The organism is Microbacterium oleivorans (assembly GCF_001644225.1).
Lineage (GTDB): Bacteria > Actinomycetota > Actinomycetes > Actinomycetales > Microbacteriaceae > Microbacterium > Microbacterium gawkjiense.
The window spans coordinates 1,042,384-1,066,772 of record NZ_LSTV01000001.1; the positions used below are offsets into that span (position 1 = coordinate 1,042,384).

Here is a 24,389-nt window from a genome sequence, read left to right on the forward strand (position 1 = left end):
TCAAGCGACGGTGAGGTCCACCTGGATCTCGCCCGCGAGCTCCTCCAGCGCGGCCGTCACCGGCGCGGCATCCCCTCCGGCCGGCACGCGGAACGCGACCGTCGCCTCGAAGAGGGTCCCGCCCGCCATCGGCGCGTCGAGCGTCCGACTGCGGAAGGTGTCGATACTGAGCGCATGGGCGGCGATCGCCGCCGTCACGTCGCGCACGATCCCGGGGCGGTCGTTGCCGAGGACGGTGACCTCCATCGCGCGCTCGACGGGTTCGGTCACCGAGGCCACGTGTCCGCCGTGGACGGTGACGCGCAGCATCCCATCAAGTCCTTCGAGCGCCGTGACGAGGTCGGCCTCACGGTCGTCGTCGATCGAGACGAGCACGATGCCGGCGAAGGCGCCGGCCAACTCGGCGAGCTCGCTGCGCTCCCAGTTGCCTCCCGCGGCCGAGACCTGCTCGGCGAGGGCGTTGACGAGTCCCGGACGGTCGTCGCCGACCACAGTGAGCACGAGGTGGGCCATGGCGGGATCCTATCGGTCGGGATGCCGCGGCGCAGGGGCATGCGCCGCGAGACGCATGCGGCGTAGCGTGCCGCGCATGAAGGCACTCCAGTACACGCGCATTGGTTCACACCCCGAGGTCGTCGAGATCGAGAAGCCGACGCCCGGACCCGGGCAGGTGCTGCTCAAGGTCACCGCGGCGGGCGTCTGCCACTCGGACGAGTTCGTCATGGGGCTGAGCGAGGAGGAGTACACCGCCGCGGGGTACCCTCTGCCGTTGACCCTCGGGCACGAGGGGGCGGGCATCGTCGAAGAGCTCGGCGAGGGCGTCGAGCACCTGCAGGTCGGCGACGCCGTCGCGGTGTACGGTCCGTGGGGATGCGGGCGCTGCCGCAACTGCGCGCAGGGCAAGGAGAACTACTGCACGAACGCGCAATCCGAAGGGATCATGCCTCCCGGCCTCGGCGCACCCGGATCGATGGCCGAGTACATGATCGTCGACAGCGCCCGTCACCTCGTTCCGCTCGGCGATCTGGACCCCGTCAAGAACGTCTCCCTGACGGATGCCGGGCTCACCCCGTATCACGCGATCAAGACCTCGCTGCCGAAGCTCGGCGCTGGCACGACCGCCGTGGTGATCGGGACGGGCGGCCTCGGGCACGTCGCGATCCAGATCCTGCGTGCCGTGTCGGCGACGACGGTCATCGCGTTGGACGTGAACGACGAGAAGCTGGCGCTCGCGCGCGAGGTCGGCGCGCATCACGCCGTGCTGAGCGATGAGAACGCGGTCGACGCCATCCGCGACCTCACCGGCGGCCTGGGTGCGAATGCGGTGTTCGACTTCGTCGGCGCGGACCCGACCATCGCCACCGCGGTCGGAGCAGCGGCCGTCGACGCCGACGTGACCATCGTCGGGATCGGCGGGGGCACGGCCCAGATCGGCTTCGGATCCATCGCCTACGACGCCGCCGTCCGCATCCCCTACTGGGGATCGCGCAGTGAGTTGATCGAGGTGCTCGACCTCGCACGATCGGGTCAGGTGTCGGTCGAGGTGCAGCGGTACTCCCTCGACGACGCCCCGAAGGCCTATGAGTCGCTCGCGGCCGGCAAGGTGCGGGGGCGCGCGGTCATCGTCCCCTGACCGGCCGCGGGGCCGCGATCATCCGTCGACGGCGTCGGTCACCACCGGCGCGAAGATGATGATCGCGGCCCCGACCAGTGCGACGCCGGAGCCCACGTAGTCCCACACGGTGGGGCGGAACCCGTCGACGACGATCCCCCAAGCCAAGGATCCGGCGACGAACACTCCCCCGTACGCGGCGAGCACCCGTCCGAAATGAGCGTCGGGCTGCAGGGCGGCGACGAAGCCGTAGGCGCCGAGGGCGACGATGCCGAGCAGCGCGAACCACCATCCGCGGTTCTCCCGCACGGCCTGCCAGATCAGCCAGGCGCCGCCGATCTCGGCGACGGCGGCGAGGACGAACAGGACGATGATCCGGGCGGTGGTCATGTCCGCATTGTCTCAGCGACCTGTGACGACCGTATGACACGTCCGGCAGGTGCGCGGAGATGCTCCGCGCGGGTGAGAGGATGACCGTGGAGACCGCAGCTCCGCCCTTCTGTACGCCTCGACCAGGGTCGGTTCCATGGGACTCCTCGTTTACAACAGCACCACACGATTCGACATCGACGATCGCACTCTCGCGCACATCGAAGCCGTCATCTACGCCAAGCTCCGCCGCGGCGAAGCCTTCCTCTTCACGTGGTCGCGCGCCGCGGGTGAAGGCACCGGCCGCACGACCGTGTGGATGAACCGGGCGTCGAGTCTCGCCTTCCGCCGACGGGGCGACACCCGCATCCCGCTCAACCACGAGTGGGTCGAGCGCCTGATGGCTGCCGCGAACTCCCCCGCCGGGCTTCACGAGCTGCCCGAGACGGAGCAGGTCGCAGCCGTCGGCTGAACCCTCACTGCGCGGGTCCGGGGCGCCTCGGGCCCGCGCAGCGCCGCCCGCGCACAACAAAAAACCCCCGGAGAACCGGGGGTTTGTCTGTGCGCGATACTGGGATCGAACCAGTGACCTCTTCCGTGTCAGGGAAGCGCGCTACCGCTGCGCCAATCGCGCCTGTGAAGGCTGTTGAGTTGTGAGTGGAGGTGGCGACGGGATTCGAACCCGTGTGGACGGCTTTGCAGGCCGCTGCCTAGCCACTCGGCCACGCCACCGTGTGTGGTTTGACCCACGTGACGCGATCTCCCCGGAGGAAGATCCCCACACTCGAGCGGATGACGAGATTCGAACTCGCGACCCTCACCTTGGCAAGGTGATGCGCTACCACTGCGCTACATCCGCATTTCGTTCCGGATCTCTCCGGCACTCGTTAAACATTAGACGATTCCGGGCCCAGTGCAAAACCGAGCACGCCCCGCGCGTGTCATCCCCCGCACCCCCGCGCCGGTTCGGTCCGAGCCTTCCGATCCGGTATGCTCGGACACCGGCCCGAGTGTCATTCGGGCGATTGGCGCAGTTGGTAGCGCGCTTCCTTCACACGGAAGAGGTCGTCGGTTCGAGTCCGGCATCGCCCACCGAACAAGCCCCGGCAGGTCTCAGACCACCGGGGCTTCGCTCTTGTCCGGATCAGTGTGGACCGACGGCCCGGGCCCGTCGAGCAGCTGAGGCGATCCCCGAGATCCAGGGGTCCCCATGACCCGTCAGCACCACCCCCGCCTCGGTCGCCTCGAGCGCGTCGAGGGAGCGCAGCGCGGTCGCTGCATCCTTCGTCGCCGCATTGGCGACGATCTGCGGACCGCGCTTGCCGGTATACGGATCCAGCGTGACGAGCGCGTCGCCGGACAGCAGGACGCCACGCGTCGCGAAGAAGAAGGCGCAGTGCCCATCGGTGTGACCAGGTGTGTGCACAACGCTGGGACGGCCAGGCACGTCCAGGACTCCGCGGGACGGAACTGACGACTCCGCCTCCACGCCGCGCACGGCCAGCGCGCCCGCCACGGCCATCCGACCGATCACAGGAAGCCCGCCGGGGTGGGTGAGGAGATACGGGATCCGAGCGACCGACGGACGATAACGGTACGGATGCCGCGCCAGCCGACGATCCCCCGGGTGAACACGCACGGGGACCCCCGTCGCCCGCAGTCCGTGGGCGAGCCCGACGTGGTCGAAGTGCGCGTGCGTGAGGAGGACGGCATCTATGTCGCGGCGTCGCAGGCCCAGGTCGCCGAGGAGGGCGTCGAGGACCTTCCCCGTCGCCGGCAGTCCGGCGTCCACGAGTGTCACGCCGTCGGCATCCCGGATCACCTAGCAGTTCGTGGCCGCCACTGTCATCCGGAAGAAGCCGGGACGATCCTCGACCCAGGGCGTCGCAGTCCTCATCCCTCCGGCCCCCGACCCGCGTCGAACTCGCCGCGGTGGCGGTCCTCCGCTTCCTGCAGCAGTTGCTCGTCGAGGATCGCGACCGCTTCGGGATTCGAAAGCAGCGGCTCACAGTCGGGACCCCGACCGGCGAACTCACCCCGCAGGATCCACGCGAAGCGGTCCGGGTTCTCGTCCTGCAGGTGCCGATACTGCGACAGCTGGCGCGCGAGCCAATCCTCGAGCGGGCGGGTCCACCAGCCTTCGGCGTCCGGAGGATTGACCGAGAGTCCCGGCAATCGGAGCCCGCTCTCGGCGTCGATGCTCGTGCGCTCCGCATCCTGCCCAGGCCCTTCGGACCATCGCACGTGGAGGCCTGGGCAGGAACGCACGAGTGCGGCGAGTTCGGCCAGGCGCGGACCAGCGATGCAGTTCCTCAGTTGGCGAGGATCACCTCCGCCTCGGCGAAGAATGCGCCCACCGCGGCATCGACGGTCTTCGTACCGAGACCGAGTTCCTTTCCGAGATCCTCGTTGAACGCCGCTCTAGGCGGTGGTCGTGCGGATGCGGGACATCCTCGTCCTCTCTCATCCTCCATCGGCCGCGTCGGCAAGCACCGGCATGCGCTTTCCCGCCAACCCGGGGCGGGAGACGGGACGAGCGCAAGACACCGTCCCACGCGCGGAAGGGGCGCCGCGGATTCGTCCGCGGCGCCCTTTCGGTGCGTGGTGCGTATCAGTCGACGAGAGCGTAACCCTCTTCGCCGTGGACGACGGTGTCGATGCCGGCGATCTCGTCCTCGTTCTTCACCCGGAAGCCGATCGTCTTCTCGATCGCGAAGCCGATGACGAAGGCGACCACGAACGAGTAGATGAGGACCACGAAGGCGGCGACGGTCTGCGAGATCAGCTGGCCCGCGTCACCACCGGTGAACAGGCCGGTGCCGGTCGCGAAGAAGCCGAGGTACAGGGTGCCGATGACACCGCCGACGAGGTGCACGCCGACCACATCGAGCGAGTCGTCGTAGCCGAGCTTCCACTTCAGCTCGATCGCGAGGGCACAGACCGCGCCGGTGATGACACCGAGCAGGAGCGCCCATCCCGGCGCCAGAGCGGCGCACGCGGGGGTGATGGCGACGAGACCGGCGACTGCACCGGAGGCTGCGCCGACCGACGTCGCCTTGCCGTCCTTGAGCTTCTCGACGAGAGTCCAACCCAGGATCGCGGCGGCGGTGGCGCCGAGCGTGTTGATGACGATGGTGCCCACGGCCTGGTCGTCGGTGCCGAGCAGACCGAAGGTGCCCTCGGCACCCGCGTTGAAGCCGAACCAGCCGAACCAGAGGATCGCGGCACCGAGCATGACGAGTGGCACGTTGTGGGGCTTGTGGATGCCCTTCTGGAACCCGACCCGCTTGCCCAGAACCAGCGCGAGGGCGAGAGCGGCTGCACCGGCGTTGATGTGGACAGCGGTACCACCGGCGTAGTCGATGACTCCGGGCAGCCCCGTGTTGTCACCCCAGTTGAAAATCCAGCCGTCGCCCCACACCCAGGCCGCGACGGGGAAGTAGACGACCGTGGCCCAGATACCCGCGAAGATCATCCATGCGCCGAACTTCGCGCGGTCGGCGATCGCACCCGAGATGAGGGCCACCGTGATGATCGCGAAGGTGGCTCCGTACGTGGCGCCGACGAGGGTGTCGCTGTCCGCCGCGGCGAGCCCGAAGTCGGCGAAGGGGTTACCGGAGAAGGCGAACGTGCCTCCGCCGAGGCTCATGTTGAACCCGAAGAGGATCCAGAGGACGCCGATGAGACCCATGGCGCCGAAGCTGAGCATCATCATGCTCACGACGCTCTTGGCCTTGACGAGACCCCCGTAGAAGAACGCGACGCCCGGCGTCATGAAGAGTACGAGGGCTGTCGCGGCGACAGACCACGCGAGGTTTCCGCTGTCCATGAAGTTCCTCACTCATGTGTTGTGTAACTCGGTCCCGGCGCGCCTGTTCATTCGGGTAGGCATCGCTGTCGGGCGCGATCAGTTTGGCGCCGTCGAGTTTCCGCGGCGGGATGCGTCGTGTTTCGCGCCGGTTACGAGCGGGTCGAGCAGGTAAACATCACGTTTCCCGCCTCTGCGAGTGAGGCGTCCTGCGCCTTACGAGTGGGTGAGAGCCACCAGGCGCGAGACGGCGCGGAGGTACTTCTTGCGGTATCCGCCGGCGAGCATGTCCTCGCGGAACACGGAATCGAGCGGAGTCCCGGTGGCGCGGATCGGGATCTGCGCGTCGTACGCGCGGTCGACGAACGCCACGAAGCGCAGGGCAGCGGACTGGTCGTCGAATCCGACCACGTTCCGCAGGCCGATGGTCCCGATCCCCTCGATGAGGCGGATGTACCGCGACGGGTGCACCGAGGCGAGGTGTCGGATGAACGCCCCGAAGTCGTCATCGGAGACGAGAGCGGATGCCGCGGCATCCGTCATCGCGCTCTCGTAGGCGGAGTCGTCGAGGACGACCGCGTGACCGTCGACGGCGCGCTGCCGGTAGTCGGTGCCGTCGATCCGGATCGTCTGGAAGTGCTCCGCCATCGCGTGGATCTCGCGCAGGAAGTCCTGCGCGGCGAACCGACCCTCACCGAGGGCGTTCGGCGGGGTGTTGGAGGTGGCGGCGAGCTTCGTGCCGGTGGGGACGAGCTCGGCGATGAGTCGCGTCATCACCATCGTGTCGCCCGGATCGTCGAGCTCGAACTCGTCGATGCACAGCAGGTCCGCGCCGCGGAAGAGTTCGACGGTCTTCTGATAGCCCAGCGCCCCGACCAGCGCGGTGTACTCGATGAACGAGCCGAAGTACTTCCGGCGTGCCGGCATCGCGTGGTAGATCGCGGCGAGCAGGTGGGTCTTGCCGACACCGAAGCCGCCGTCGAGGTACACGCCCGGCTTCATCGGCGCTTCGCGCTTGGCGCGTCGGAAGAACCCTCCCCGCGCGGCGGGTGCCCCACGACCCGAGCTGAAGACCTCGAGCAGGTCCTTGGCCTCCTGCTGGGAGGGATAGGCCTCGTCGGCGCGGTAGGTCTCGAAGGTGGCCCCGTCGAATTGCGGCGGCGGCACGAGAGCGGCGACCATCTCGGCACCGCTCACCTTCGGATCGCGTTCGCTCAGGTGCGTGGTTCCGGAGGAGGTGAGGGGCACCCGACCAGCCTAGCCGCCGGGCGCAGTCCCGTTCGCGGCCCGCAGTGCGTGCGAGGATGGCGGCGTGTGGGTGACCGAGGTGCTGCCGTCGACCGGGGAGCGGGTGGATGCCGCGACGCCCGAGGGGCGCGCATGGTTGGCCGACCGGTACGCGCCGGCCGCGGACGCCTGGGTCCGCCTCAACATGATCACCTCCTTGACGGGGTCGGCCGTCGGCCCGGACGGCACGAGCGACACCCTCACGAACCGCGCCGACCGCGCGATCCTGGGCGTCATCCGCGCGGGCGCGGACGCCGTCGTCGTGGGAGCGCAGACCGTGCGAGCCGAGGGGTACGTCCTCCCCCGTCGCTCCCGCCTCGTGGTCGTGTCGCGAGCGGGTGACCTCGCCGGGCACCGACTCGAACCCGCCGCCGACGGACCCGACGACCAGGTGCTCCTCCTGCTGCCCCCGGACGCACCGGCCCCCCGCGCCGTGCCCGGTGTCACCATCGTCCGCGTCGGGCTGGACGACGGACGGATGCCGGTGCCCGGCATCCTCTCCGCACTCGCCGACCGCGGTATCCGACGCATCGTCTGCGAGGGCGGCCCGTCGTTGGCCGGACAGTTCGCCGCGGCCGACGTGGTCGACGAGTACTGCGTCACGGCAGCGCCCCGGTTGGTCCCGAGCGCCGGACCGTTCCTGCCGCTGGCGGACGCCGTCGACACGACACCCGCGGGCGTGCTCGTCGACGACGACGGATTCAGTTACCTGCGTCTGCGTCGCCGGTGAGGCCCCGCGCCGACAGCCAGTCGCGGATGCCCGAGGTCCAGCGCTCCTCGTCGTAGTTCCACAGCTTCGTGTGCCGGGCCCCCTCGAACTCGTCGAGCGTGACGAGGTCGGGACGTCGATCCCGCAGCGCACGGGAGGCCGCCGGCGGCACGAAGTCGTCCGCCGCGCTGTGCAGGATCAGGATCGGTGCGACGAGCTCGTCCGCCCGGGCGAGAACGTCCAGACGGTCCCACGGGATCGGGTCGCCCGCCCCCGTCAGCGACGACGCCCACGGGCGGGTCAGCGCCTCGAGGGCGAGATGCGTCAGCGGGCGCGGGATGCGGGTGAGGTCGGCGTGATGCGTCAGCACGCGGCGCCAGTCGACGACGGGCGAGTCGAGGATGACACCGGCGATGAGGTCGCGGTGGGCGGATCCCGCCGCCAGCTGCAGCGCGATCGCGCCGCCCATCGACCACCCCATGAGGATGATGCGCCGCGCCCCGGCCCGGCGGGCGTATCCGATCGCACGGTCGACGTCGCGCCACTCGGTCGCGCCCAGTGCCGAACTCCCCCCGCGACTGCGCGGGGCGTCCGCGTCGTTGCGGTAGGAGGTGAGCATCGAGGTGATCCCCGCGGCATGGAAGACCGGCACGGCACGCAGGGTCTCCGCGCGCGTCGTACCGCGTCCGTGGATGTGCACCGCCCACACGTCGCTCCCGCCCTCCGCGGGGAACACCCACGCGGGGCACGACCCGAGCGAGGTGCTGACCGAGACCTCCTCGAACGGGAGGTGGAGTTCGGCGGGATCGGAGAAGTACCACCCGCTGAAGGCGGCGGCGGCGTCGAGGCGATCCGACTCGTCGATCTGGGTGAGGAGCTTCCGGGTGACGGTGTCCGTCCCCGCGGCGAGCACGGTGCCGAGCTTGATGTAGCTCTGCGTCCCGGTGGTGAACAGGCCGTAGCGCCCCGGCAGGACGGTGTCCGCCGAGCGCGAGAGCGTGATGGTCTGCGCGGCGACGTCGACGTCGACGAGGGTCGTGTCCGGCACTCGCGCGGAGAGCGTCACGACGCGACGCGCGACGCGACCGGCGAGGAGCGCCAGCAGTCCCGTCGTACTGACGAGCGCGGTGGTGAGCGCGACGACGGCACTGCGCATCGTGGGAACGGTCCCGGGTCGGGCCGCGTCGGGGACGGCGCGCCTGGAAGCCTTCATGGTGCCCTCACTCTAGTCTGTCGCCGTGACCGAACCCCCGACCGGGACGCCGGAGTTCCTCGCTGTGAGCGACGCGTTGCGCGCCCTGCACTTCCGCGAGGACTTCGTCGTGCGCGAGATCGCCGCACCGGCATCCCTCGCCCCCGAGGCCATCGCCTTCGCGGGCGATGTGCGTCCGGACGACGACGGCGAATCCCCCTACGGGACGGGCCGGATCGTCATCCTCCACGACGCCTCCGAACCGGATGCCTGGGGCGGCCCCTGGCGGATCGTCTGCTTCGCGCAGGCCCCTCTCGAACCCGAGATCGGCACCGATCCTCTGCTGGCCGACGTAGCCTGGTCATGGCTGATCGATGCCCTCGCAGCGCGTGGAGCGACGTTCCACGCGGCATCCGGCACAGCGACCAAGACCCTCTCGAAGGGTTTCGGGACGCTGGCCGCCGAGGGCGACGGTGCGCAGATCGAACTCCGCGCGTCGTGGTCCCCCGACGGGGATCCGACCGGTCACATGGACGCCTGGGGCGAGCTGGTCTGCATGTTGGCAGGGCTCCCCCCGGGTTCGGAGAACATCGCCGTGTTCGGCGGACAGCGGAGTACACGTGGCTGAATACGAGGTCATCGCCGATCTGGATGCGGCGGCGGCCGCAGCGTCGCGCCTGGCGGCCGGTCACGGCCCCGTGGCCGTCGACGTCGAGCGGGCGTCGGGCTTCCGCTACTCGCAACGCGCCTACCTCATCCAGGTCTACCGGCGCGGCAGCGAGGTGTTCCTGTTCGACCCGCCCGCGATCGGTGACCTCTCCGCCCTGCAGGCGGCGATCGGCGACGAGGAGTGGGTGCTGCACGCGGCCAGCCAGGACCTGCCGTCGCTGCGCGAGGCCGGACTCGAGCCGCCCCGCATCTTCGACACCGAACTCGCCGCCCGACTGCTCGGTCACGATCGGGTGGGTCTGGGCGCCGTCGTCGAGGACACGCTCGGCATCACTCTGGCCAAGGCGCACTCGGCCGCGGACTGGTCGACGCGGCCGCTCCCCCAGGGCTGGCTCGAGTACGCCGCGCTGGACGTGCTGCACCTGATCGACGTCCGCGACGCCCTGGCGACCGAACTCGACGAACAGGGCAAGACCGCCTTCGCCGAGGAGGAGTTCGAGGCAGTCCGCACCCGCGCGCCCAAGCCGCCGCGGGAAGAGCCGTGGCGCCGGCTGAGCGGGCTCCACACGGTGCGCGGTCGCCGCGCTCTCGCCGTCGCCCGAGCGCTGTGGCAGGCCCGCGAGGACTACGCCCGCGAAGAGGATGTCTCTCCGGGCCGGCTCGTGCCCGACCGCTCGCTCGTCGCGGCCGTCATCGCGGACCCCGCGACCAAGCAGGACCTCGCCCGCGTGAAGGAGTTCACGGGACGCGCGAGCCGCAGCCAGCTGGACCGCTGGTGGGCGGCCATCGAGGCGGGGCGCGCCGATCCCGCCCTGCCCGCCGAGCGCGGCCCGGGTGACGGAATGCCGCCGCCTCGCGCATGGGCCGACCGCAACCCCGCGGCGGACGCGCGCCTGAAGGCCGCCCGGCCTCTCGTGGAGGCGCGCGCCGAAGAGCTGGGGATGCCGACGGAGAACCTCCTGACGCCCGACCTGCTCCGCCGCGTGGCCTGGCATCCGCCGGCCGAGGTGACGGCCGAGTCGATCGGCGACGCCCTCGGCGAACTGGGCGCGCGCCCGTGGCAGATTGCACAGACTGCACAGGTGATCGCCACGGCCTTTGTCGATTCCGTGCAGGTGCCCGACGCGGCATCCGAGACCGCTTCGTAGGTTCGACCCAACCGATTTTCGCGGTATCGCGGCCTCCTTAGGCTGGGTGGGAACCCAATCATTGGAGGCAGTGTGGCCGAGCTTTCGGACGTCTATTTCGTCGACGGAATGCGCACCCCGTTCGGGCGTGCGGGCGAAAAGGGCATGTATTGGAACACGCGCGCCGACGACCTCGCCGTCAAGGCGACGATCGGCCTCATGGAACGGAACCCCGACGTCCCGGCTGAGCGCGTCGACGACGTCGCGATCGCCGCGACGAGCCAGACCGGCGAGCAGGGGCTGACCCTGGGGCGGTCGGTGGCGATCCTCGCGGGGCTTCCGCAGACGGTCCCCGGCTTCGCCATCGACCGGATGTGCGCGGGCGCCATGACGAGCGTCACCACGATGGCCGGGGCGATCGGCGTCGGCATGTACGACGTCGCGCTCGCGGGCGGTGTGGAGCACATGGGGCACTACCCGATCGGCGGCAACGCCGACCCCAACCCGCGGTTCGTCGCCGAGAAGATGGTCGATCCCGGCGCCCTCAACATGGGAGTCACGGCGGAGCGCATCTTCGACCGGTTCCCGCAGCTCACGAAGGAGCGCTCCGACCGGTTCGGCATGCTGAGCCAGCACAAGGCCCAGGCCGCCTACGAAGCCGGCAAGTTCCAGCCCGACCTCGTGCCCGTCGCGGTGAAGGATGCCGAAGGCGCGTGGGGACTGGCGACCGAGGATGAGGGCCGTCGTCCGCAGACGACGATGGCGGACCTCGCCGCCCTCAAGACGCCGTTCCGCCCGCACGGTCGCGTGACGGCCGGCACATCCTCCCCCCTCACCGACGGCGCGACCATGTCGCTGCTCGCCGGCGGCGGCGCGGTCAAGGAACTGGGGCTCACCCCGAAGATGCGGATGGTCTCGTTCGCCTTCGCGGGCGTCCAGCCCGAGATCATGGGCATCGGCCCGATCCCCTCGACCGAGAAGGCCCTGAAGAAGGCGGGCCTCACGATCGACGACATCGGCCTGTTCGAGCTGAACGAGGCCTTCGCCGTGCAGGTCATCTCGCTGCTCGACCACTTCGGCATCGCCGACGACGATCCGCGCGTGAACCCCTGGGGCGGCGCGATCGCGCTCGGGCACCCGCTGGCGGCATCCGGTGTCCGCCTCATGATCCAGCTGGCGGCGCACTTCGCGGAGCGACCCGACGTCCGTTACGGCCTCACCGCGATGTGCGTCGGCCTCGGACAGGGAGGCTCCGTCATCTGGGAGAACCCGCACTACAACGGCAAGAAGAAGAAGTGAGGCAGCCGACCATGACGAACTACGACCGGATCGACTTCTCGCCCCTTCTCGCCCTCTCCGACAGCGAGGTCGTGACCCACTCCCCCGTCCGCGACATCACGCTCGCCAGCGGCAAGGTCCTCGCCCTCATCACGCTCGACAACGGCCGCGACCACACCCGCCCCAACACGCTGGGCCCGGCGACGCTCACCGAGCTCGGCGCAACGCTCGACACCCTGGCGGCGCGCGCGGCCGCGGGCGAGATCGACGCCGTCGGCATCACCGGCAAGCAGTACATCCTGGCCGCCGGCGCCGACCTCAGCGAGGTCAGCAACGTCGGTTCGGTGGAGAACGCGCGACTCATCGCCCAGCTCGGCCATCACGTGCTCGGCAAGCTGTCTGACCTCGGCGTGCCCTCGTTCGCGTTCGTGAACGGGCTCGCGCTCGGCGGCGGCCTCGAGATCGCGCTGAACTCGACCTACCGGACGGTGGATGCCTCGGCTGCGGCGATCGCCCTCCCGGAGGTCTTCCTCGGGATCATCCCCGGCTGGGGCGGCGCGTACCTGCTGCCGAACCTCATCGGCATCGAGAACGCCCTCGAGGTCGTCATCTCGAACCCGCTGAAGCAGAACCGGGTGCTTAAGCCGCAGCAGGCGTACGAACTCGGCATCATGGACGCGATCTTCCCCGCCTCGAGCTACCTCGAATCGTCGCTGCGCTGGGCCGACGACGTCCTCACCGGCGCCGTCAAGGTCGAGCGTAAGAACGCCCCCGGCAAGATCGAGCGCCTCACCAAGTGGCCCATCGCGATCAAGATGGCCCGCGGCATGCTCGAGTCGAAGATCGGAACAGTGCCCCGGTCGCCGTACGTGGCTCTGGACCTGCTCGACAAGGCCAAGAGCGGCACCAAGGCCGAGGGCTTCGCGCGGGAGGACGAGGCGCTCGCCTCGCTCGTCACGGGCGACCAGTTCGCGGCATCCATGTACGCGTTCGACCTCGTGCAGAAGCGCGCGAAGCGGCCGGTCGGTGCGCCCGACAAGGCTCTCGCGAAGAAGGTCACGAAGGTCGGCGTCATCGGTGCGGGACTCATGGCCAGCCAGTTCGCGCTGCTGTTCGTGCGCAAGCTGCAGGTGCCCGTGCTCATCACGGACCTCGACCAGGCGCGCGTCGACAAGGGTGTCGCGTACATCCACGACGAGATCGGCAAGCTCGAGGCGAAGGGCCGGCTCGACGGCGACACCGCCAACAAGCTGCGCGCCCTCGTGACCGGGACGACGGACAAGTCCGCTTACGCGGACTGCGACTTCGTCATCGAAGCCGTCTTCGAGGAGGTCGGCGTCAAGCAGGCCGTGTTCGCCGAGATCGAGGCCGTGGTGGCCGAGGACGCGATCCTCGCGACGAACACGTCCTCGCTGTCGGTCGAGGAGATCGGCGCGAAGCTCGCGCACCCCGAGCGGCTCGTCGGCTTCCACTTCTTCAACCCGGTCGCGGTCATGCCGCTCATCGAGGTCGTGAAGACGCCGCAGACCTCGGATGCCGCCCTGTCGACCGCGTTCGTCGTCGCGAAGGGCCTCGGCAAGAACGCGGTCCTGACCGCCGATGCGCCCGGCTTCGTCGTCAACCGCCTGCTCGCCAAGGTCATGGGCGAGGCGGCCCGCGCCGTCTACGAGGGCACCCCGGTCGCCGACGTCGAGAAGGCGTTCGCTCCGCTGGGCCTGCCCATGGGGCCGTTCCAGCTCATCGACCTCGTCGGCTGGAAGGTCGCCGCGCACGTGCAGGACACGATGGTGCGCGCCTTCCCCGACCGCTTCTACGCGAACGAGAACTTCCACGAGCTCGCCGCGCTCGACGCGGTGGTCGAGAAGGACAAGGGGGGCCGGGTGACCGGCTTCACGAAGGCCGCGGAGAAGGTCGCGAAGAAGGCGACCGGGTCGACGCCGGCATCCGCTGAGGAGATCCTCCGCCGGGTGCAGGACGGCCTCGCGCAGGAGATCAAGCTGATGCTCGACGAGGGCGTCGTGCCCGAGGTCGAGGACATCGACCTCTGCCTCATCCTCGGTGCGGGGTGGCCCTTCATCGACGGCGGCGCCACGCCGTACCTCGACCGGGAGGGCGCCAGCGAGCGGGTGTTCGGCGACACGTTCCACCACCCGCCGATCCGCGGCATCGCCTGATCGGACGGCAGGACGGGAGCGGCCCCGGGGTGGATCCCCGGGGCCGCTTCCCCTGTGTCAGCGTGCCTCGAGCACCGCCTGGGCCGCACGGACCCGCAGGTCGCGCGCCAGGTGGTCGCGCTCCTCGACGACGATGCGGCGGAGCGAGCCCGGCGCGTCCAGATGTTCGGCCAGCCACGCGTCGACCGCCGCGGTGTCCTCCGTGGCGGGGAACAGCCCCCGCACGAGACGCGACGCGATCTCGATGCTGCGCGAGCGCCAGACCGGCAGGATCCGGACGAAGTAGTCGTCGTCGAACGCCGCGACGAGTGGACGGCTCGCGCCCGCCCGGACGCCCCGGATGACCGCGTCCAGGTGATCGTTCGTCAGGGTCGGGTCGTCCCACGCCGCGCGCCACGCATCGGCACGGACGGATGCCTCGGGCCGAGCCGCGAGAGCGGCCAGACGCGCCGTGCGGCCCGACGACGTGGCATCCCGCGCCGCCTCTTCCTCGATCCGTGTCGCGTCCGCCCGGCCCGAGGCGGCGAGTCCGAACACCCACCCCCAGCGCAGGTCGGGGTCGAGCGCGAGTCCCTCGGGAGCCGGGGCCCGCCCGTCGAGGATCGCCGTCATCAGCTCGGCGCGACCGTCCGACAGCTCAGCGGCCGCCCCGACGGCACGCGCCCAGATGAGCTGCGCGTCCGAACCGGGGGCCGCGGCGTCCATCGCGGCCCCGGCGGTGTCGAGCCAGGCGTCCGCCGCCGCGGGACGGACGGCGTCCGGGACGTAGTGGCGGACCGCGAAGGCCGCGTGGGCGAGGACGTCCGCGAGCAGGGCGGGGTGCGGTTCCTGCGGCGCATGCCGCGCCGCGATGGCGAGATACACGGATGCCGCGAGCTCGCCGTCCCGGACGGCGTTCCACAGTGCAGCCCACACGACGCCCCGCGCGACCGCATCCGGCATGGTCGACAGACCCTCCTGGACTGCGGCGAGCGACCGGTCGTCGAGCCGCACCTTCGCGTACGACCGGTCATCCACGTTCGCCACGACCAACGCGGCGTCGGGCAGGACGGGGGCGGTCACGACCGTCCGCTCCTCGAACAGGTCGACGGCGACGTCGCCGCGGGCCACGAGCCGCCCGCCCTCGTCGTCCCAGAGCGCGACGCGGACGGCATGGGGCCTGGCGACGTCCTGCGCGACCGCGAGGGGGGCGCGCTCGGTCGTGAGGGTGGGCAGACCCGTCGTCTCGAGCCACGCGGCACTCCACGACCGCAGGTCGCGGCCCGAGGCCTCTTCGAGAGCCGCCAGGAGGTCCTCCAGCGTCGTGTTGCCGTAGGCGTGCGCCGCGAAGTAGCGGCGCACTCCGCGGAAGAACGCCTCCTCGCCGACGAAGCCCACGAGCTGCTTGAGGACTGAGGCGCCCTTGGCGTAGGTGATCCCGTCGAAGTTGAGCTTGGCCGCCTCGAGATCGGGGATGTCGGCGACGATCGGATGCGTCGTCGGCAGCTGGTCCTGCACGTACGCCCAGCCCTTCCGCCGGCTCGCGAAGGTGACCCAGGCATCCGGGTGGAGCCCCGTCGCGACGTTGGCGTGGGTCCCCATGAAGTCGGCGAACGACTCCTTGAGCCACAGGTCGTCCCACCACCGCATCGTCACGAGGTCGCCGAACCACATGTGGGCCATCTCGTGCAGGATCGTGTTCGACCTGGCCTCGCGCTGCGCCGCCGTCGCCGCTCCCCGGAAGACGTACGCCTCGGTGAAGGTCACCAGTCCGGGGTTCTCCATCGCGCCGAGGTTGTACTCCGGGACGAAGATCTGGTCGTACTTGCCCCACGGGTAGTCCTGGTCGAACGCGCTCGTGAAGAAGTCCAGACCGCGACGGGTGATGTCGAGGATCTCGTCCGCGTCGAGGTGCTCCACGAGCGAGGCACGACAAAGCACCCCGAGGTCGACGCTCTGGCGTTCGCCTCGCCACACACCGTCCACACGGTGATACGGGCCCACCGCGACCGCGGTGACGTAGCTCGAGAGCGGCGGCGTCTCGGCGAACGAGACCCGCACGCCGCCGTCGACGTCGGTGCGCCCGGTCTCCGCACCGCCGGAGAGGACGACACCGTCGCCCGCGGCCGTGACGTGGAAGGTCCACCGCGCCTTCAGATCGGGCTGCTCGAAGCAGGGGTAAACCCGGCGGCTGTCGGCCGGCTCGTACTGCGTGTAGAGGTACACCGCGCCGTCGACCGGGTCGGTGAAGCGGTGCAGACCCTCACCCGACCGGCTGTACCGGCCGCGCGCGCGGATCCGCACCGTGTTGCGTTCGGCCAGGCCCGTCAGCCGAATGCGGGCGCCGTCCCAATCGACCGCTCGGGTCTCCCCGTTGATCTCCACCTCGTCGACCGACGCGCCCAGGAAGTCCACCCACGTCTCGGAGGTCGCCGCGTCGAAGCGGAGGATGCTCTGCGTCTCGAAGTCCTCGCGCGCCGGGTCGGACGCCGATCGCACGTCGAGGTCGACCTCGATCGCCTCGACCGTGACGACGGATGCGCGGGCCGCGGCATCCTCTCGACTCAGGTTCTCATCGCCGGGATGCTGCGGTGTCTGCATCCCTCCATGCTGTCACGCAGGCGCGACGTCAGTCCGAAGCGGAGTCGGCGGGGCCGCGCAGTTCGACGTCCTGCGAGGACCACACCGCCTCGTCGGTCGATTGCCGGGCGATCGGCACGCGGGTGCCGAGGACCTGAGCGACCACGTCCTGCGCGATCTTCGGTGCCGTGAGCCCCGCATCCGCGAGGATCTGCTCGCGACTGGCGTGGTCGATGAACTCGTCGGGGAGCCCCAGCTCATCGACCGCGGTCGACACACCGGCCTCGCGCAGCACCTGCCGGACGCGGGTGCCGACGCCGCCGACGCGGATGCCGTCCTCGATCGTGATCACGAGGCGGTGGGATGCCGCCAGGTCGACGATCGCGGGGCGGATGGGCACGGCCCATCGAGGATCCACGACGGTCGACCCGATCCCCTGCGCGCGCAGACGTCCGGCGACGTCGACGGCGAGGTGGGCCATGGGTCCGATGCCGACGAGGAGCACGTCCTCCGCACCGCTGCGGTACAGGACGTCGGTACCGTCCTCGAGCCGCTCGATCGCCTCGAGGGCGTCGGGTACGGACCCCTTCGGGAAGCGCACGACGGTCGGGGCGTCCTCGACCATGATGGCCTCGTCGAACAGTTCGCGCAGCCGCTCGCCGTCGCGGGGTGCCGCCAGACGGATGCCGGGGACGAGCTGCAGCATGGCGAGGTCCCAGATGCCGTGGTGGCTGGGGCCGTCGGGGCCGGTGACACCCGAGCGGTCGAGGACGAAGGTGACGCCCGCCTTGTGGAGGGCGACGTCCATCATGACCTGGTCGAACGCGCGGTTCATGAAGGTCGCGTAGATCGCGACGACGGGGTGGAGTCCGCCGAAGGCGAGTCCGGCGGCCGAGGCGACGGCGTGCTGCTCGGCGATGCCCACGTCGTACACGCGGTCGGGGAACCGCTGGGCGAACGGCTGCAGACCGGTCGGGCGGAGCATCGCGGCGGTCATCGCGATGATGTCCTCGCGCCGGTCGCCGGCGTCGACGAGGGCGTCCGCGAACACGTCGGTCCACGCCGCGGCATCCGATGCTCCGATGGGCTCACCCGTGACGGGGTCGATTTTGCCGACCGCGTGGAACTGGTCGGCCTCGTCGCGCCGAGCCGGCTCGAAGCCGCGCCCCTTGTCGGTGATCGCGTGCACGATGACGGGGGCGCCGTACTCCTTCGCGAGGCGGAGGGTCTCCTCCATCGCGTCGAGGTCATGCCCGTCGACGGGACCGAGGTACTTGATGTCGAGGTTGGAGTAGAGCGCGATGTTGTTCGTGAACCGGGAGAGGAACCCGTGCGTGCCGCCGCGCACACCGCGGTAGACGGCGCGCCCGATCGGGCCGAACAGGCGCGAGACGTGCGCGGAGCTGCGACGCAGCGTCTGGTAGCTGTCGGCGGTGCGCACGCGGTTGAGGTAGCGGGCCATGCCACCGATGGTCGGCGCGTACGACCGGCCGTTGTCGTTGACGACGATGACGAGGTTGCGGTCGTTGTCGTCGGAGATGTTGTTGAGCGCCTCCCACGTCATCCCGCCCGTCAGCGATCCGTCACCGACGACGGCGACGACGTGACGGTCCTTGCGCCCGGTGCGGGTGAGGGCACGCGAGACGCCGTCGGCCCAGCTGAGCGAGCTCGACGCGTGCGAGGACTCGACGACGTCGTGCGGGCTCTCCGACCGCTGCGGGTAGCCGGCGAGACCGCCGCGGGAGCGGAGCTTCGAGAAGTCCTGTCGCCCGGTGAGCAGCTTGTGGACGTAGGACTGGTGCCCCGTGTCGAAGATGATCGGGTCGTTCGGCGAGTCGAACACTCGGTGGAGCGCGATCGTGAGCTCGACGACGCCCAGGTTCGGGCCGAGGTGACCGCCGGTGCGGGAGACGTTCTCGACGAGGAAGGTCCGGATCTCGTCGGCGAGGATGTGGAGCTCCTCGCTCGAGAATCGGTCGAGGTCACGTGGACCGGTAATTCCCTCGAGAAGACTCATGTCCAGAGTCTACGTGGCCGTACGCGAGAGGACCCCGACTCCACGCGGAGCCGGGGTCCTCTTGACAACGGACCTCAGACGAGCGAACGCAGCACGTACTGCAGGATGCCGCCGTTGCGGTAGTAGTCGGCCTCACCAGGGGTGTCGATACGGACGACCGCGTCGAACTCGATCGTCTGCTTGCCCTCGGGCGAGAACTCGCTGGGCTCGGCGACGACCTTCACCGTCTTCGGGGTGACGCCCTCGTTGAGCTGCTCGAGACCCGTGATCGAGACGATCTCGGTGCCGTCGAGGCCGAGCGATTTCCAGCTCTCCCCCTCGGGGAACTGGAGCGGCACGACACCCATGCCGATGAGGTTCGAGCGGTGGATGCGCTCGAAGCTCTCGGTGATGACCGCCTTGACGCCCAGCAGGCTGGTGCCCTTGGCCGCCCAGTCGCGCGACGAGCCCGAGCCGTACTCCTTGCCGCCGAAGACGACGAGCGGCGAGCCCTGCGCCTGGTAGTTCTGACTCGCGTCGTAGATGTACGACTGCGGGCCGCCCGGCTGCGTGAAGTCGCGGGTGAATCCACCCTCGACGACCTTGCCGTCGTTGACGGCGGCCACGAGCTCGTTCTTCAGGCGGATGTTGGCGAAAGTGCCGCGGATCATGACCTCGTGGTTCCCGCGGCGCGAGCCGTAGGAGTTGAAGTCCTTCTGCGCGACCCCGTGCTCGGTCAGGTACTGGGCGGCGGGGGTGCCCGCCTTGATGTTCCCGGCCGGGCTGATGTGGTCGGTCGTCACCGAGTCGCCGAGGGTCGCCATGACGCGCGCGCCGGAGATGTCGGTGACCGGTGCGGGGGTGCGCTCCATGCCGTCGAAGTACGGCGCCTTGCGGACGTACGTCGAGTCCTCGTCCCATTCGAAGACGGGACCGGTGGGCGTGGGCAGATTCTTCCAGCGCTCGTCGCCGTCGAAGACGGTCGAGTACTGCTTGATGAACTGCTCGCGGGAGATCGAGTGGTCGATGACCTCCTGCACCTCGTCGGGCGAGGGCCAGATGTCCTTCAGGAACACGTCGTTGCCGTCCGCGTCCTTTCCGAGGGCGTCGGTCTCGAAGTCGAAGTTCATCGACCCGGCGAGGGCGTAGGCGACGACCAGGGGCGGCGACGCGAGGTAGTTCATCTTCACGTCGGGGCTGATGCGACCCTCGAAGTTGCGGTTGCCCGAGAGCACCGCGGTGACGGCCAGGTCGTTCTCGTTGATGGCCGCCGAGACCTCGTCGATGAGCGGGCCCGAGTTGCCGATGCAGATCGTGCAGCCGTAACCCACGGTGTAGAAGTCGAGCGCCTCGAGCGCCTTGTCGAGCCCGGACTTCTCGTAGTAGTCCGTGACGACCTTCGAGCCGGGGCCGAGCGTCGTCTTGACCCACGGCTTGCGCTTCAGGCCCTTGTCGGTGGCCTTCTTGGCGAGCAGGCCCGCCGCGATCATGACCGACGGGTTCGACGTGTTCGTGCACGAGGTGATGGCCGCGAGGGTCACCGCGCCGTTGTCGAGGAGGTAGGACTGCCCGTCGGGCGTCGTGACCTTGACCGGCTTGGATGCCGCGTGGCGGGCACCGCTCGAGATCATCGAGGGGACGTGCTCGTGGTCGTGCTGGTGCGAGACGCCCTCGGCCGAAACCGTCTCGTGCTCGACACCCGGGGCGGTACCGGGGTCGGAGGCCGGGAACGTGCCCTCGATCTCGACGGAGTCCTCCTCGGCGGCATCCGCGTAGCTGAGGATGTCCTTCTCGAACTGGCTTTTCGCCTCGGAGAGCAGGATGCGGTCCTGCGGGCGCTTCGGGCCGGCGATGGAGGGGACGACCGTGGAGAGGTCGAGCTCCATGAACTCGCTGAAGCTGAGGTCGCGCGCCGGGTCGTGCCAGAGCGACTGAGCCTTCGCGTACGCCTCGACGAGCGCGACGGTCTGCTCGTCGCGACCGGTCAGACGCAGGTAGTCGAGCGTGACGTCGTCGACGGGGAACATGGCGGCGGTCGAGCCGAACTCGGGGCTCATGTTGCCGATGGTGGCACGGTTGGCGAGCGGCACCTGGGCGACGCCCTCGCCGTAGAACTCGACGAACTTGCCGACGACGCCGTGCTTGCGGAGCATGTCGGTGATCGTGAGGACGACGTCCGTGGCGGTCACGCCGGCGGGGATCTCACCGGTCAGCTTGAAGCCCACGACGCGCGGGATCAGCATGGAGACGGGCTGGCCGAGCATCGCGGCCTCGGCCTCGATACCGCCGACACCCCAGCCGAGCACGCCCAGGCCGTTGACCATCGTGGTGTGCGAGTCGGTGCCGACACAGGTGTCGGGGTAGGCGCGCAGCACACCGTCGACGGTGCGGTCGTAGACGACCTTGGCCAGGTGCTCGATGTTGACCTGGTGGACGATGCCGGTGCCGGGCGGGACGACCTTGAAGTCGTCGAAGGCGGTCTGGCCCCAGCGGAGGAACTGGTACCGCTCGCCGTTGCGCTCGTACTCGATCTCGACGTTGCGCTCGAGGGCGTTCTCGCTGCCGAAGAGGTCGGCGATGACCGAGTGGTCGATGACCATCTCGGCGGGCGAGAGCGGATTGATCTTGTTGGGGTCGCCGCCGAGGGCGGTCACGGCCTCGCGCATCGTGGCGAGGTCGACGATGCACGGGACACCGGTGAAGTCCTGCATCACGACGCGCGCGGGCGTGAACTGGATCTCGGTGTTCGGCTCGGCGTCGGGCTGCCAGTTCCCGAGAGCCTCGATCTGCTCCTTCGTGACGTTCGCACCGTCTTCGGTGCGGAGCAGGTTCTCGAGGAGGATCTTGAGGCTGTACGGAAGCTTCTCGTAGCCGGGAACGGTGTCGATGCGGAAGATCTCGTAGTCGGTGTCGCCGACCGTGAGTGTGCTCTTCGCACCGAAGCTGTCAACAGTGGACACGTGTGCTCTCCTTCGTCGGCGGGCGCGGCGTGAGCCGGCCCTCCCATCTTCGCCCCGCCCGGTCCCGGCGGCTAGTGAGGTCTGCCTTACCGTGACGGGCGAAATTTATCTTGATATCAAGATACCTCACGGACGCGTCCGACACGTGTGTCAGACGTCCTCGTCGTCCGTGTCGGCGGCATCCGCGATCCGGGCGATGAGGACTGGTTCCTCCTCGAGGCACATCCCGCGCAGCCGTTCGAGCAGATTCGCGACGCTCGTGGAACTCAGCAGGCGGAACCGGTCGTACTCCCCCAGCGGGGCCATGGCGGCCAGCTGCCACGTCGAGACGACGGGATCGTCGGCCACCTCGGCATCCGGGTCCCACCGCGCTTCGTCGAGGACCGCAGCCAACGTTGCGACACGACGCACGACGCGCTCTACCTCACGGCGCAGCGGCAGGACGTCCTCGTCCCAGGCGAGCGGCGCGACCGGTGACACGTCCGCCACGGGATGCGGGTCGTCCTCACCCCACCTGTCGACGGCGATCCGCTCCCCTCCCACCGCGATCACGAACAGGTCCTCCGCGCCCGCCTCGACCCGGACGATGCGCGCCAGGGTTCCGAGCATCGCGCGCTCGTCGCCGCCCCCGGCCTCGAATCCGCGCTCGATCAGGACCACCCCGAACGACGGGTCGTCGGCATCGAGCAGCCGCCCGATCATCGTGAGGTACCGCGGCTCGAAGACGCGCAGCGCGAGCGGCGTGTGCGGGAGCAGCACGCTTCCCAGCGGGAACATCGGCACGGCGTCCATGGGCTCAGTCAATCAGCCCGGCGGCGCCGGTGGGGTGGTTCCTCAGCTCTCGTCGAGGCGCGGGACACGCGGCGGGTACAGCGCCCGGACCGCGAGCCATGTCACGGCGACCATCGGGGCGAACAGCGGAAGACCCATGACGAGTTTGAGCGTGCCGAGTGCTGCGACCTCTCCCGCGAGGTACAACGGGAGCTGCACGGCCAGCCGGACGTAGAACAGCGCCGCCCACGCGATCGTGAGCCAGAAGAAGGCACGACGCTTGCGTCGGTCGGCGCGCCACGCGGTGCCCTCGTTCATGAGGAAGCCGACGGCGAGCCCGATGAGCGACCAGCCGATCAGTGCCGAGATCAGCAGACCGGTGCCGTACGCGGCGTTCGTGATCAGCCCGGGGACGAAGTTGTCCTCGCCGCGACCGGTGAACAGCGCGAGCGCGGCGGCGACACCCGTCGCGACGAGACCGCCGAAGGCGGCGGCGGCCGGCGACCGCTGGAGGAGCCGGATGATCGTGAACACGGCCGCGAGTCCCACCGACGCCACGAGCGAGAGGACGAGGTCCTGCCCGGTGACGGTGAAGAGGACGACGAAGACGAGACCGGGGAGGACGGATTCGGCGATGCCGCGCCATCCCCCCATCGCCCGCCAGACGACGTGACCGGTCGTCGCATCCTCGGCCGGATCCAGTCCGGCCCGCTTCGCCGCACCGCCCAGGGCCTGCCCGAGCAGCTCGGACGCCGTCGCACCCTCGGATGCGGCCGGGGGGACGAGGTCGGGGCGGGGCGTCGAGGGCTCGTCGGATCCGCCCTGGTCCTGCGACGCGGTCATGCGCTGCCGGGAGAGGCGGGCATCTTCAGCGGGATCAGGTCGCGCGGCGGCATGGGGGTCGCTCCCCGCACCACGACGATCGATCGGAAGAGGTCCTCGACCTGCGCCGCAGCGTCGATGTCGCTCGCGGCGGCTCCGCCGATGACGCCGCGCAGGAACCACCGGGGACCGTCGACACCCACGAACCGGGCGAGACGCTTGCCGGCCGCGCCGTCGGCTCCCGCGACGGGGACCTCGGCGAGCAGCTCGGGACCGAGCGGACCCTCGCGCTCCTCGACACGACCGCCCTGCTGGCGCACCTGCTGTCGGATCTGCTCACGCGTCTCCTCCCACAGGCCGCTCGAGCGCGGCGCGGCGAAGGGCTGGACCTGCAGCGTAGAGCCTGCGTAATCGAGGCCGACGGCCACGATGCGCTTGGTCTGCTCCTCGACCTCGAGACGCAGGTTCAGGCCCTCGCGGGGCAGCACCTTCACGCCGCCGAGATCGATGTACGGACGGACGGGGTTGGCCTCCGCCTCGTCGAAGGGACCGTTGCTGGCACGATCGCTCGGTGCCGACTTGGGGGCGAGCTCGTCGCTCATGCGGGTTGTCCTGTCGTGTAGCCGGTGGATCCGAATCCCCCGTCGCCGCGCACACTGTCGGGAAGCGCGTCGACGGGGAGGAAGGTCGCCCGCGAGACGGGCATGACGATGAGTTGGGCGATGCGGTCGCCGGGCGCGACGTCGAACGCCTCTGCGGCATCCGTGTTCAACAGCGTGACCTTGATCTCGCCGCGGTAGCCGGCATCCACCGTGCCCGGGGAGTTGACCACCGTGATGCCGTGCTTCGCCGCGAGACCGCTGCGCGGCACGACGAAGGCGACGTAGCCTTCGGGCAACGCGATGCGCACGCCGGTGCCGATCAGGGCGCGCTGCCCGGGGGCGAGTCGGACCCGCTCCGTGGCGACGAGGTCGGCACCCGCGTCGCCCGGGTGCGCGTAGACGGGGACCTGAGCCGAGATAATGGGAACGTCCACGGTATCCATCACCCCCCGAG

21 protein-coding genes and 4 tRNA genes are annotated in these 24,389 nt (G+C 69.9%); 8 read left to right on the forward strand and 17 right to left on the reverse strand.

Translation table 11 applies throughout. The features are described from left to right. Positions 1–513, reverse strand: a complete 513-nt coding sequence (locus tag AYL44_RS04980; RefSeq protein WP_064002109.1) for a glycine cleavage system protein R — start codon at positions 511–513, stop codon at positions 1–3. Between the two features lie 76 nt (positions 514–589). On the opposite strand from AYL44_RS04980, the gene AYL44_RS04985 reads away from it, so the two are divergent. Then, positions 590–1,633 (forward strand): NAD(P)-dependent alcohol dehydrogenase, encoded by a 1,044-nt coding sequence (locus AYL44_RS04985; RefSeq protein WP_064002110.1) that lies wholly within the window; start codon positions 590–592, stop codon positions 1,631–1,633. Positions 1,634–1,651: 18 nt separating this feature from the next. Here AYL44_RS04985 and AYL44_RS04990 read toward each other — a convergent pair whose 3' ends face one another. After that, positions 1,652–2,002, reverse strand: coding sequence for a YnfA family protein (locus tag AYL44_RS04990; RefSeq protein WP_064002111.1), 351 nt, complete (start codon positions 2,000–2,002; stop codon positions 1,652–1,654). Positions 2,003–2,138: 136 nt separating this feature from the next. Here AYL44_RS04990 and AYL44_RS04995 point away from each other — a divergent pair, with 136 nt between their 5' ends. Continuing rightward, a complete protein-coding gene (locus AYL44_RS04995; protein ID WP_064002112.1) occupies positions 2,139–2,453 on the forward strand; it encodes a hypothetical protein in 315 nt (104 codons plus the stop codon). Positions 2,454–2,543: 90 nt separating this feature from the next. On the opposite strand, the gene AYL44_RS05000 is transcribed toward AYL44_RS04995, so the two are convergent. The 3 genes from AYL44_RS05000 to AYL44_RS05010 form a co-directional block, all read right to left on the reverse strand. Then, positions 2,544–2,615, reverse strand: a tRNA-Val gene (locus AYL44_RS05000). A 24-nt stretch (positions 2,616–2,639) separates the two neighbouring features. Beyond that, positions 2,640–2,713: transfer RNA gene (locus AYL44_RS05005), tRNA-Cys, on the reverse strand. A gap of 55 nt (positions 2,714–2,768) precedes the next feature. Further along, positions 2,769–2,840: transfer RNA gene (locus AYL44_RS05010), tRNA-Gly, on the reverse strand. A gap of 160 nt (positions 2,841–3,000) precedes the next feature. Here AYL44_RS05010 and AYL44_RS05015 point away from each other — a divergent pair. Beyond that, positions 3,001–3,073 (forward strand) — tRNA-Val (locus AYL44_RS05015). Positions 3,074–3,125: 52 nt separating this feature from the next. Here AYL44_RS05015 and AYL44_RS05020 read toward each other — a convergent pair. The 4 genes from AYL44_RS05020 to zapE form a co-directional block, all read right to left on the reverse strand. Beyond that, positions 3,126–3,803: an MBL fold metallo-hydrolase gene (locus AYL44_RS05020; protein WP_269454685.1), complete on the reverse strand. Its 678-nt coding sequence runs from the start codon at positions 3,801–3,803 to the stop codon at positions 3,126–3,128. Positions 3,804–3,874: 71 nt separating this feature from the next. Beyond that, positions 3,875–4,330 (reverse strand): DUF6098 family protein, encoded by a 456-nt coding sequence (locus AYL44_RS05025; RefSeq protein WP_331709478.1) that lies wholly within the window; start codon positions 4,328–4,330, stop codon positions 3,875–3,877. 262 nt (positions 4,331–4,592) lie between these two features. Then, a complete protein-coding gene (locus AYL44_RS05030; RefSeq protein ID WP_064002114.1) occupies positions 4,593–5,810 on the reverse strand; it encodes an ammonium transporter in 1,218 nt (405 codons plus the stop codon). A 195-nt stretch (positions 5,811–6,005) separates the two neighbouring features. Further along, complete coding sequence (zapE, locus tag AYL44_RS05035) at positions 6,006–7,037, reverse strand: cell division protein ZapE (RefSeq protein WP_064002115.1); 1,032 nt, start codon at positions 7,035–7,037, stop codon at positions 6,006–6,008. Between the two features lie 64 nt (positions 7,038–7,101). Here zapE and AYL44_RS05040 point away from each other — a divergent pair, with 64 nt between their 5' ends. Beyond that, entirely contained in the window at positions 7,102–7,806 is a 705-nt protein-coding gene (locus tag AYL44_RS05040; protein WP_231872729.1) for a dihydrofolate reductase family protein, read from the forward strand. On the opposite strand, the gene AYL44_RS05045 is transcribed toward AYL44_RS05040, so the two are convergent. Continuing rightward, positions 7,778–8,998: an alpha/beta hydrolase family protein gene (locus AYL44_RS05045; RefSeq protein WP_064002116.1), complete on the reverse strand. Its 1,221-nt coding sequence runs from the start codon at positions 8,996–8,998 to the stop codon at positions 7,778–7,780. The genes AYL44_RS05040 and AYL44_RS05045 overlap by 29 nt on opposite strands. A 25-nt stretch (positions 8,999–9,023) precedes the next feature. On the opposite strand from AYL44_RS05045, the gene AYL44_RS05050 reads away from it, so the two are divergent. The 4 genes from AYL44_RS05050 to AYL44_RS05065 all read left to right on the forward strand — a co-directional run bounded on the left by AYL44_RS05050 (position 9,024) and on the right by AYL44_RS05065 (position 14,225). After that, the gene (locus tag AYL44_RS05050; protein WP_064002117.1) at positions 9,024–9,605 is read left to right on the forward strand and encodes a DUF3000 domain-containing protein; all 582 of its coding nucleotides are present in this window, start codon (positions 9,024–9,026) and stop codon (positions 9,603–9,605) included. Continuing rightward, the gene (locus tag AYL44_RS05055) at positions 9,598–10,794 is read left to right on the forward strand and encodes a ribonuclease D (RefSeq protein ID WP_064002118.1); all 1,197 of its coding nucleotides are present in this window, start codon (positions 9,598–9,600) and stop codon (positions 10,792–10,794) included. The genes AYL44_RS05050 and AYL44_RS05055 overlap by 8 nt, the downstream gene beginning before the upstream one ends. Before the next feature lie 72 nt (positions 10,795–10,866). Next, positions 10,867–12,072, forward strand: coding sequence for a thiolase family protein (locus AYL44_RS05060; protein WP_064002119.1), 1,206 nt, complete (start codon positions 10,867–10,869; stop codon positions 12,070–12,072). 11 nt (positions 12,073–12,083) lie between these two features. Beyond that, positions 12,084–14,225 carry a 3-hydroxyacyl-CoA dehydrogenase NAD-binding domain-containing protein gene (locus tag AYL44_RS05065; protein WP_064002120.1) on the forward strand — a complete coding sequence of 714 codons (2,142 nt, stop codon included), beginning with the start codon at positions 12,084–12,086 and terminating at the stop codon, positions 14,223–14,225. A gap of 57 nt (positions 14,226–14,282) precedes the next feature. On the opposite strand, the gene pepN is transcribed toward AYL44_RS05065, so the two are convergent. The 7 genes from pepN to dut all read right to left on the reverse strand — a co-directional run bounded on the left by pepN (position 14,283) and on the right by dut (position 24,381). Continuing rightward, entirely contained in the window at positions 14,283–16,805 is a 2,523-nt protein-coding gene (gene pepN / locus AYL44_RS05070; RefSeq protein ID WP_064002121.1) for an aminopeptidase N, read from the reverse strand. 28 nt (positions 16,806–16,833) lie between these two features. Next, entirely contained in the window at positions 16,834–18,801 is a 1,968-nt protein-coding gene (dxs, locus tag AYL44_RS05075; RefSeq protein WP_064002122.1) for a 1-deoxy-D-xylulose-5-phosphate synthase, read from the reverse strand. Between the two features lie 74 nt (positions 18,802–18,875). Continuing rightward, positions 18,876–21,740, reverse strand: a complete 2,865-nt coding sequence (locus AYL44_RS05080; RefSeq protein ID WP_064002123.1) for an aconitate hydratase — start codon at positions 21,738–21,740, stop codon at positions 18,876–18,878. 150 nt (positions 21,741–21,890) lie between these two features. Next, positions 21,891–22,532 carry an LON peptidase substrate-binding domain-containing protein gene (locus tag AYL44_RS05085; protein WP_064002124.1) on the reverse strand — a complete coding sequence of 214 codons (642 nt, stop codon included), beginning with the start codon at positions 22,530–22,532 and terminating at the stop codon, positions 21,891–21,893. Between the two features lie 42 nt (positions 22,533–22,574). Beyond that, on the reverse strand, positions 22,575–23,354 hold the full coding sequence (locus AYL44_RS05090) for a DUF3159 domain-containing protein (protein ID WP_064002125.1): 780 nt from the start codon (positions 23,352–23,354) through the stop codon (positions 22,575–22,577). After that, complete coding sequence (locus AYL44_RS05095) at positions 23,351–23,935, reverse strand: DUF3710 domain-containing protein (RefSeq protein ID WP_064002126.1); 585 nt, start codon at positions 23,933–23,935, stop codon at positions 23,351–23,353. The genes AYL44_RS05090 and AYL44_RS05095 overlap by 4 nt, the downstream gene beginning before the upstream one ends. After that, entirely contained in the window at positions 23,932–24,381 is a 450-nt protein-coding gene (gene dut, locus AYL44_RS05100; RefSeq protein WP_197471582.1) for a dUTP diphosphatase, read from the reverse strand. Before dut ends, AYL44_RS05095 begins: the two co-directional genes overlap by 4 nt. Positions 24,382–24,389: the final 8 nt, after the last annotated feature.

Excerpts from the sequence above, each read along its gene's own strand:
- AYL44_RS04980 (WP_064002109.1), bottom strand. The coding sequence starts at position 513 with ATGGCCCACCTCGTGCTCACTGTGGTCGGCGACGACCGTCCGGGACTC.
- AYL44_RS04985 (WP_064002110.1), top strand. The coding sequence starts at position 590 with ATGAAGGCACTCCAGTACACGCGCATTGGTTCACACCCCGAGGTCGTC.
- AYL44_RS04990 (WP_064002111.1), bottom strand. The coding sequence starts at position 2,002 with ATGACCACCGCCCGGATCATCGTCCTGTTCGTCCTCGCCGCCGTCGCC.
- AYL44_RS04995 (WP_064002112.1), top strand. The coding sequence starts at position 2,139 with ATGGGACTCCTCGTTTACAACAGCACCACACGATTCGACATCGACGAT.
- AYL44_RS05030 (WP_064002114.1), bottom strand. The coding sequence starts at position 5,810 with ATGGACAGCGGAAACCTCGCGTGGTCTGTCGCCGCGACAGCCCTCGTA.
- AYL44_RS05045 (WP_064002116.1), bottom strand. The coding sequence starts at position 8,998 with ATGAAGGCTTCCAGGCGCGCCGTCCCCGACGCGGCCCGACCCGGGACC.
- AYL44_RS05065 (WP_064002120.1), top strand. The coding sequence starts at position 12,084 with ATGACGAACTACGACCGGATCGACTTCTCGCCCCTTCTCGCCCTCTCC.
- pepN (WP_064002121.1), bottom strand. The coding sequence starts at position 16,805 with ATGCAGACACCGCAGCATCCCGGCGATGAGAACCTGAGTCGAGAGGAT.
- dxs (WP_064002122.1), bottom strand. The coding sequence starts at position 18,801 with ATGAGTCTTCTCGAGGGAATTACCGGTCCACGTGACCTCGACCGATTC.
- AYL44_RS05085 (WP_064002124.1), bottom strand. The coding sequence starts at position 22,532 with ATGGACGCCGTGCCGATGTTCCCGCTGGGAAGCGTGCTGCTCCCGCAC.
- AYL44_RS05090 (WP_064002125.1), bottom strand. The coding sequence starts at position 23,354 with ATGACCGCGTCGCAGGACCAGGGCGGATCCGACGAGCCCTCGACGCCC.
- AYL44_RS05095 (WP_064002126.1), bottom strand. The coding sequence starts at position 23,935 with ATGAGCGACGAGCTCGCCCCCAAGTCGGCACCGAGCGATCGTGCCAGC.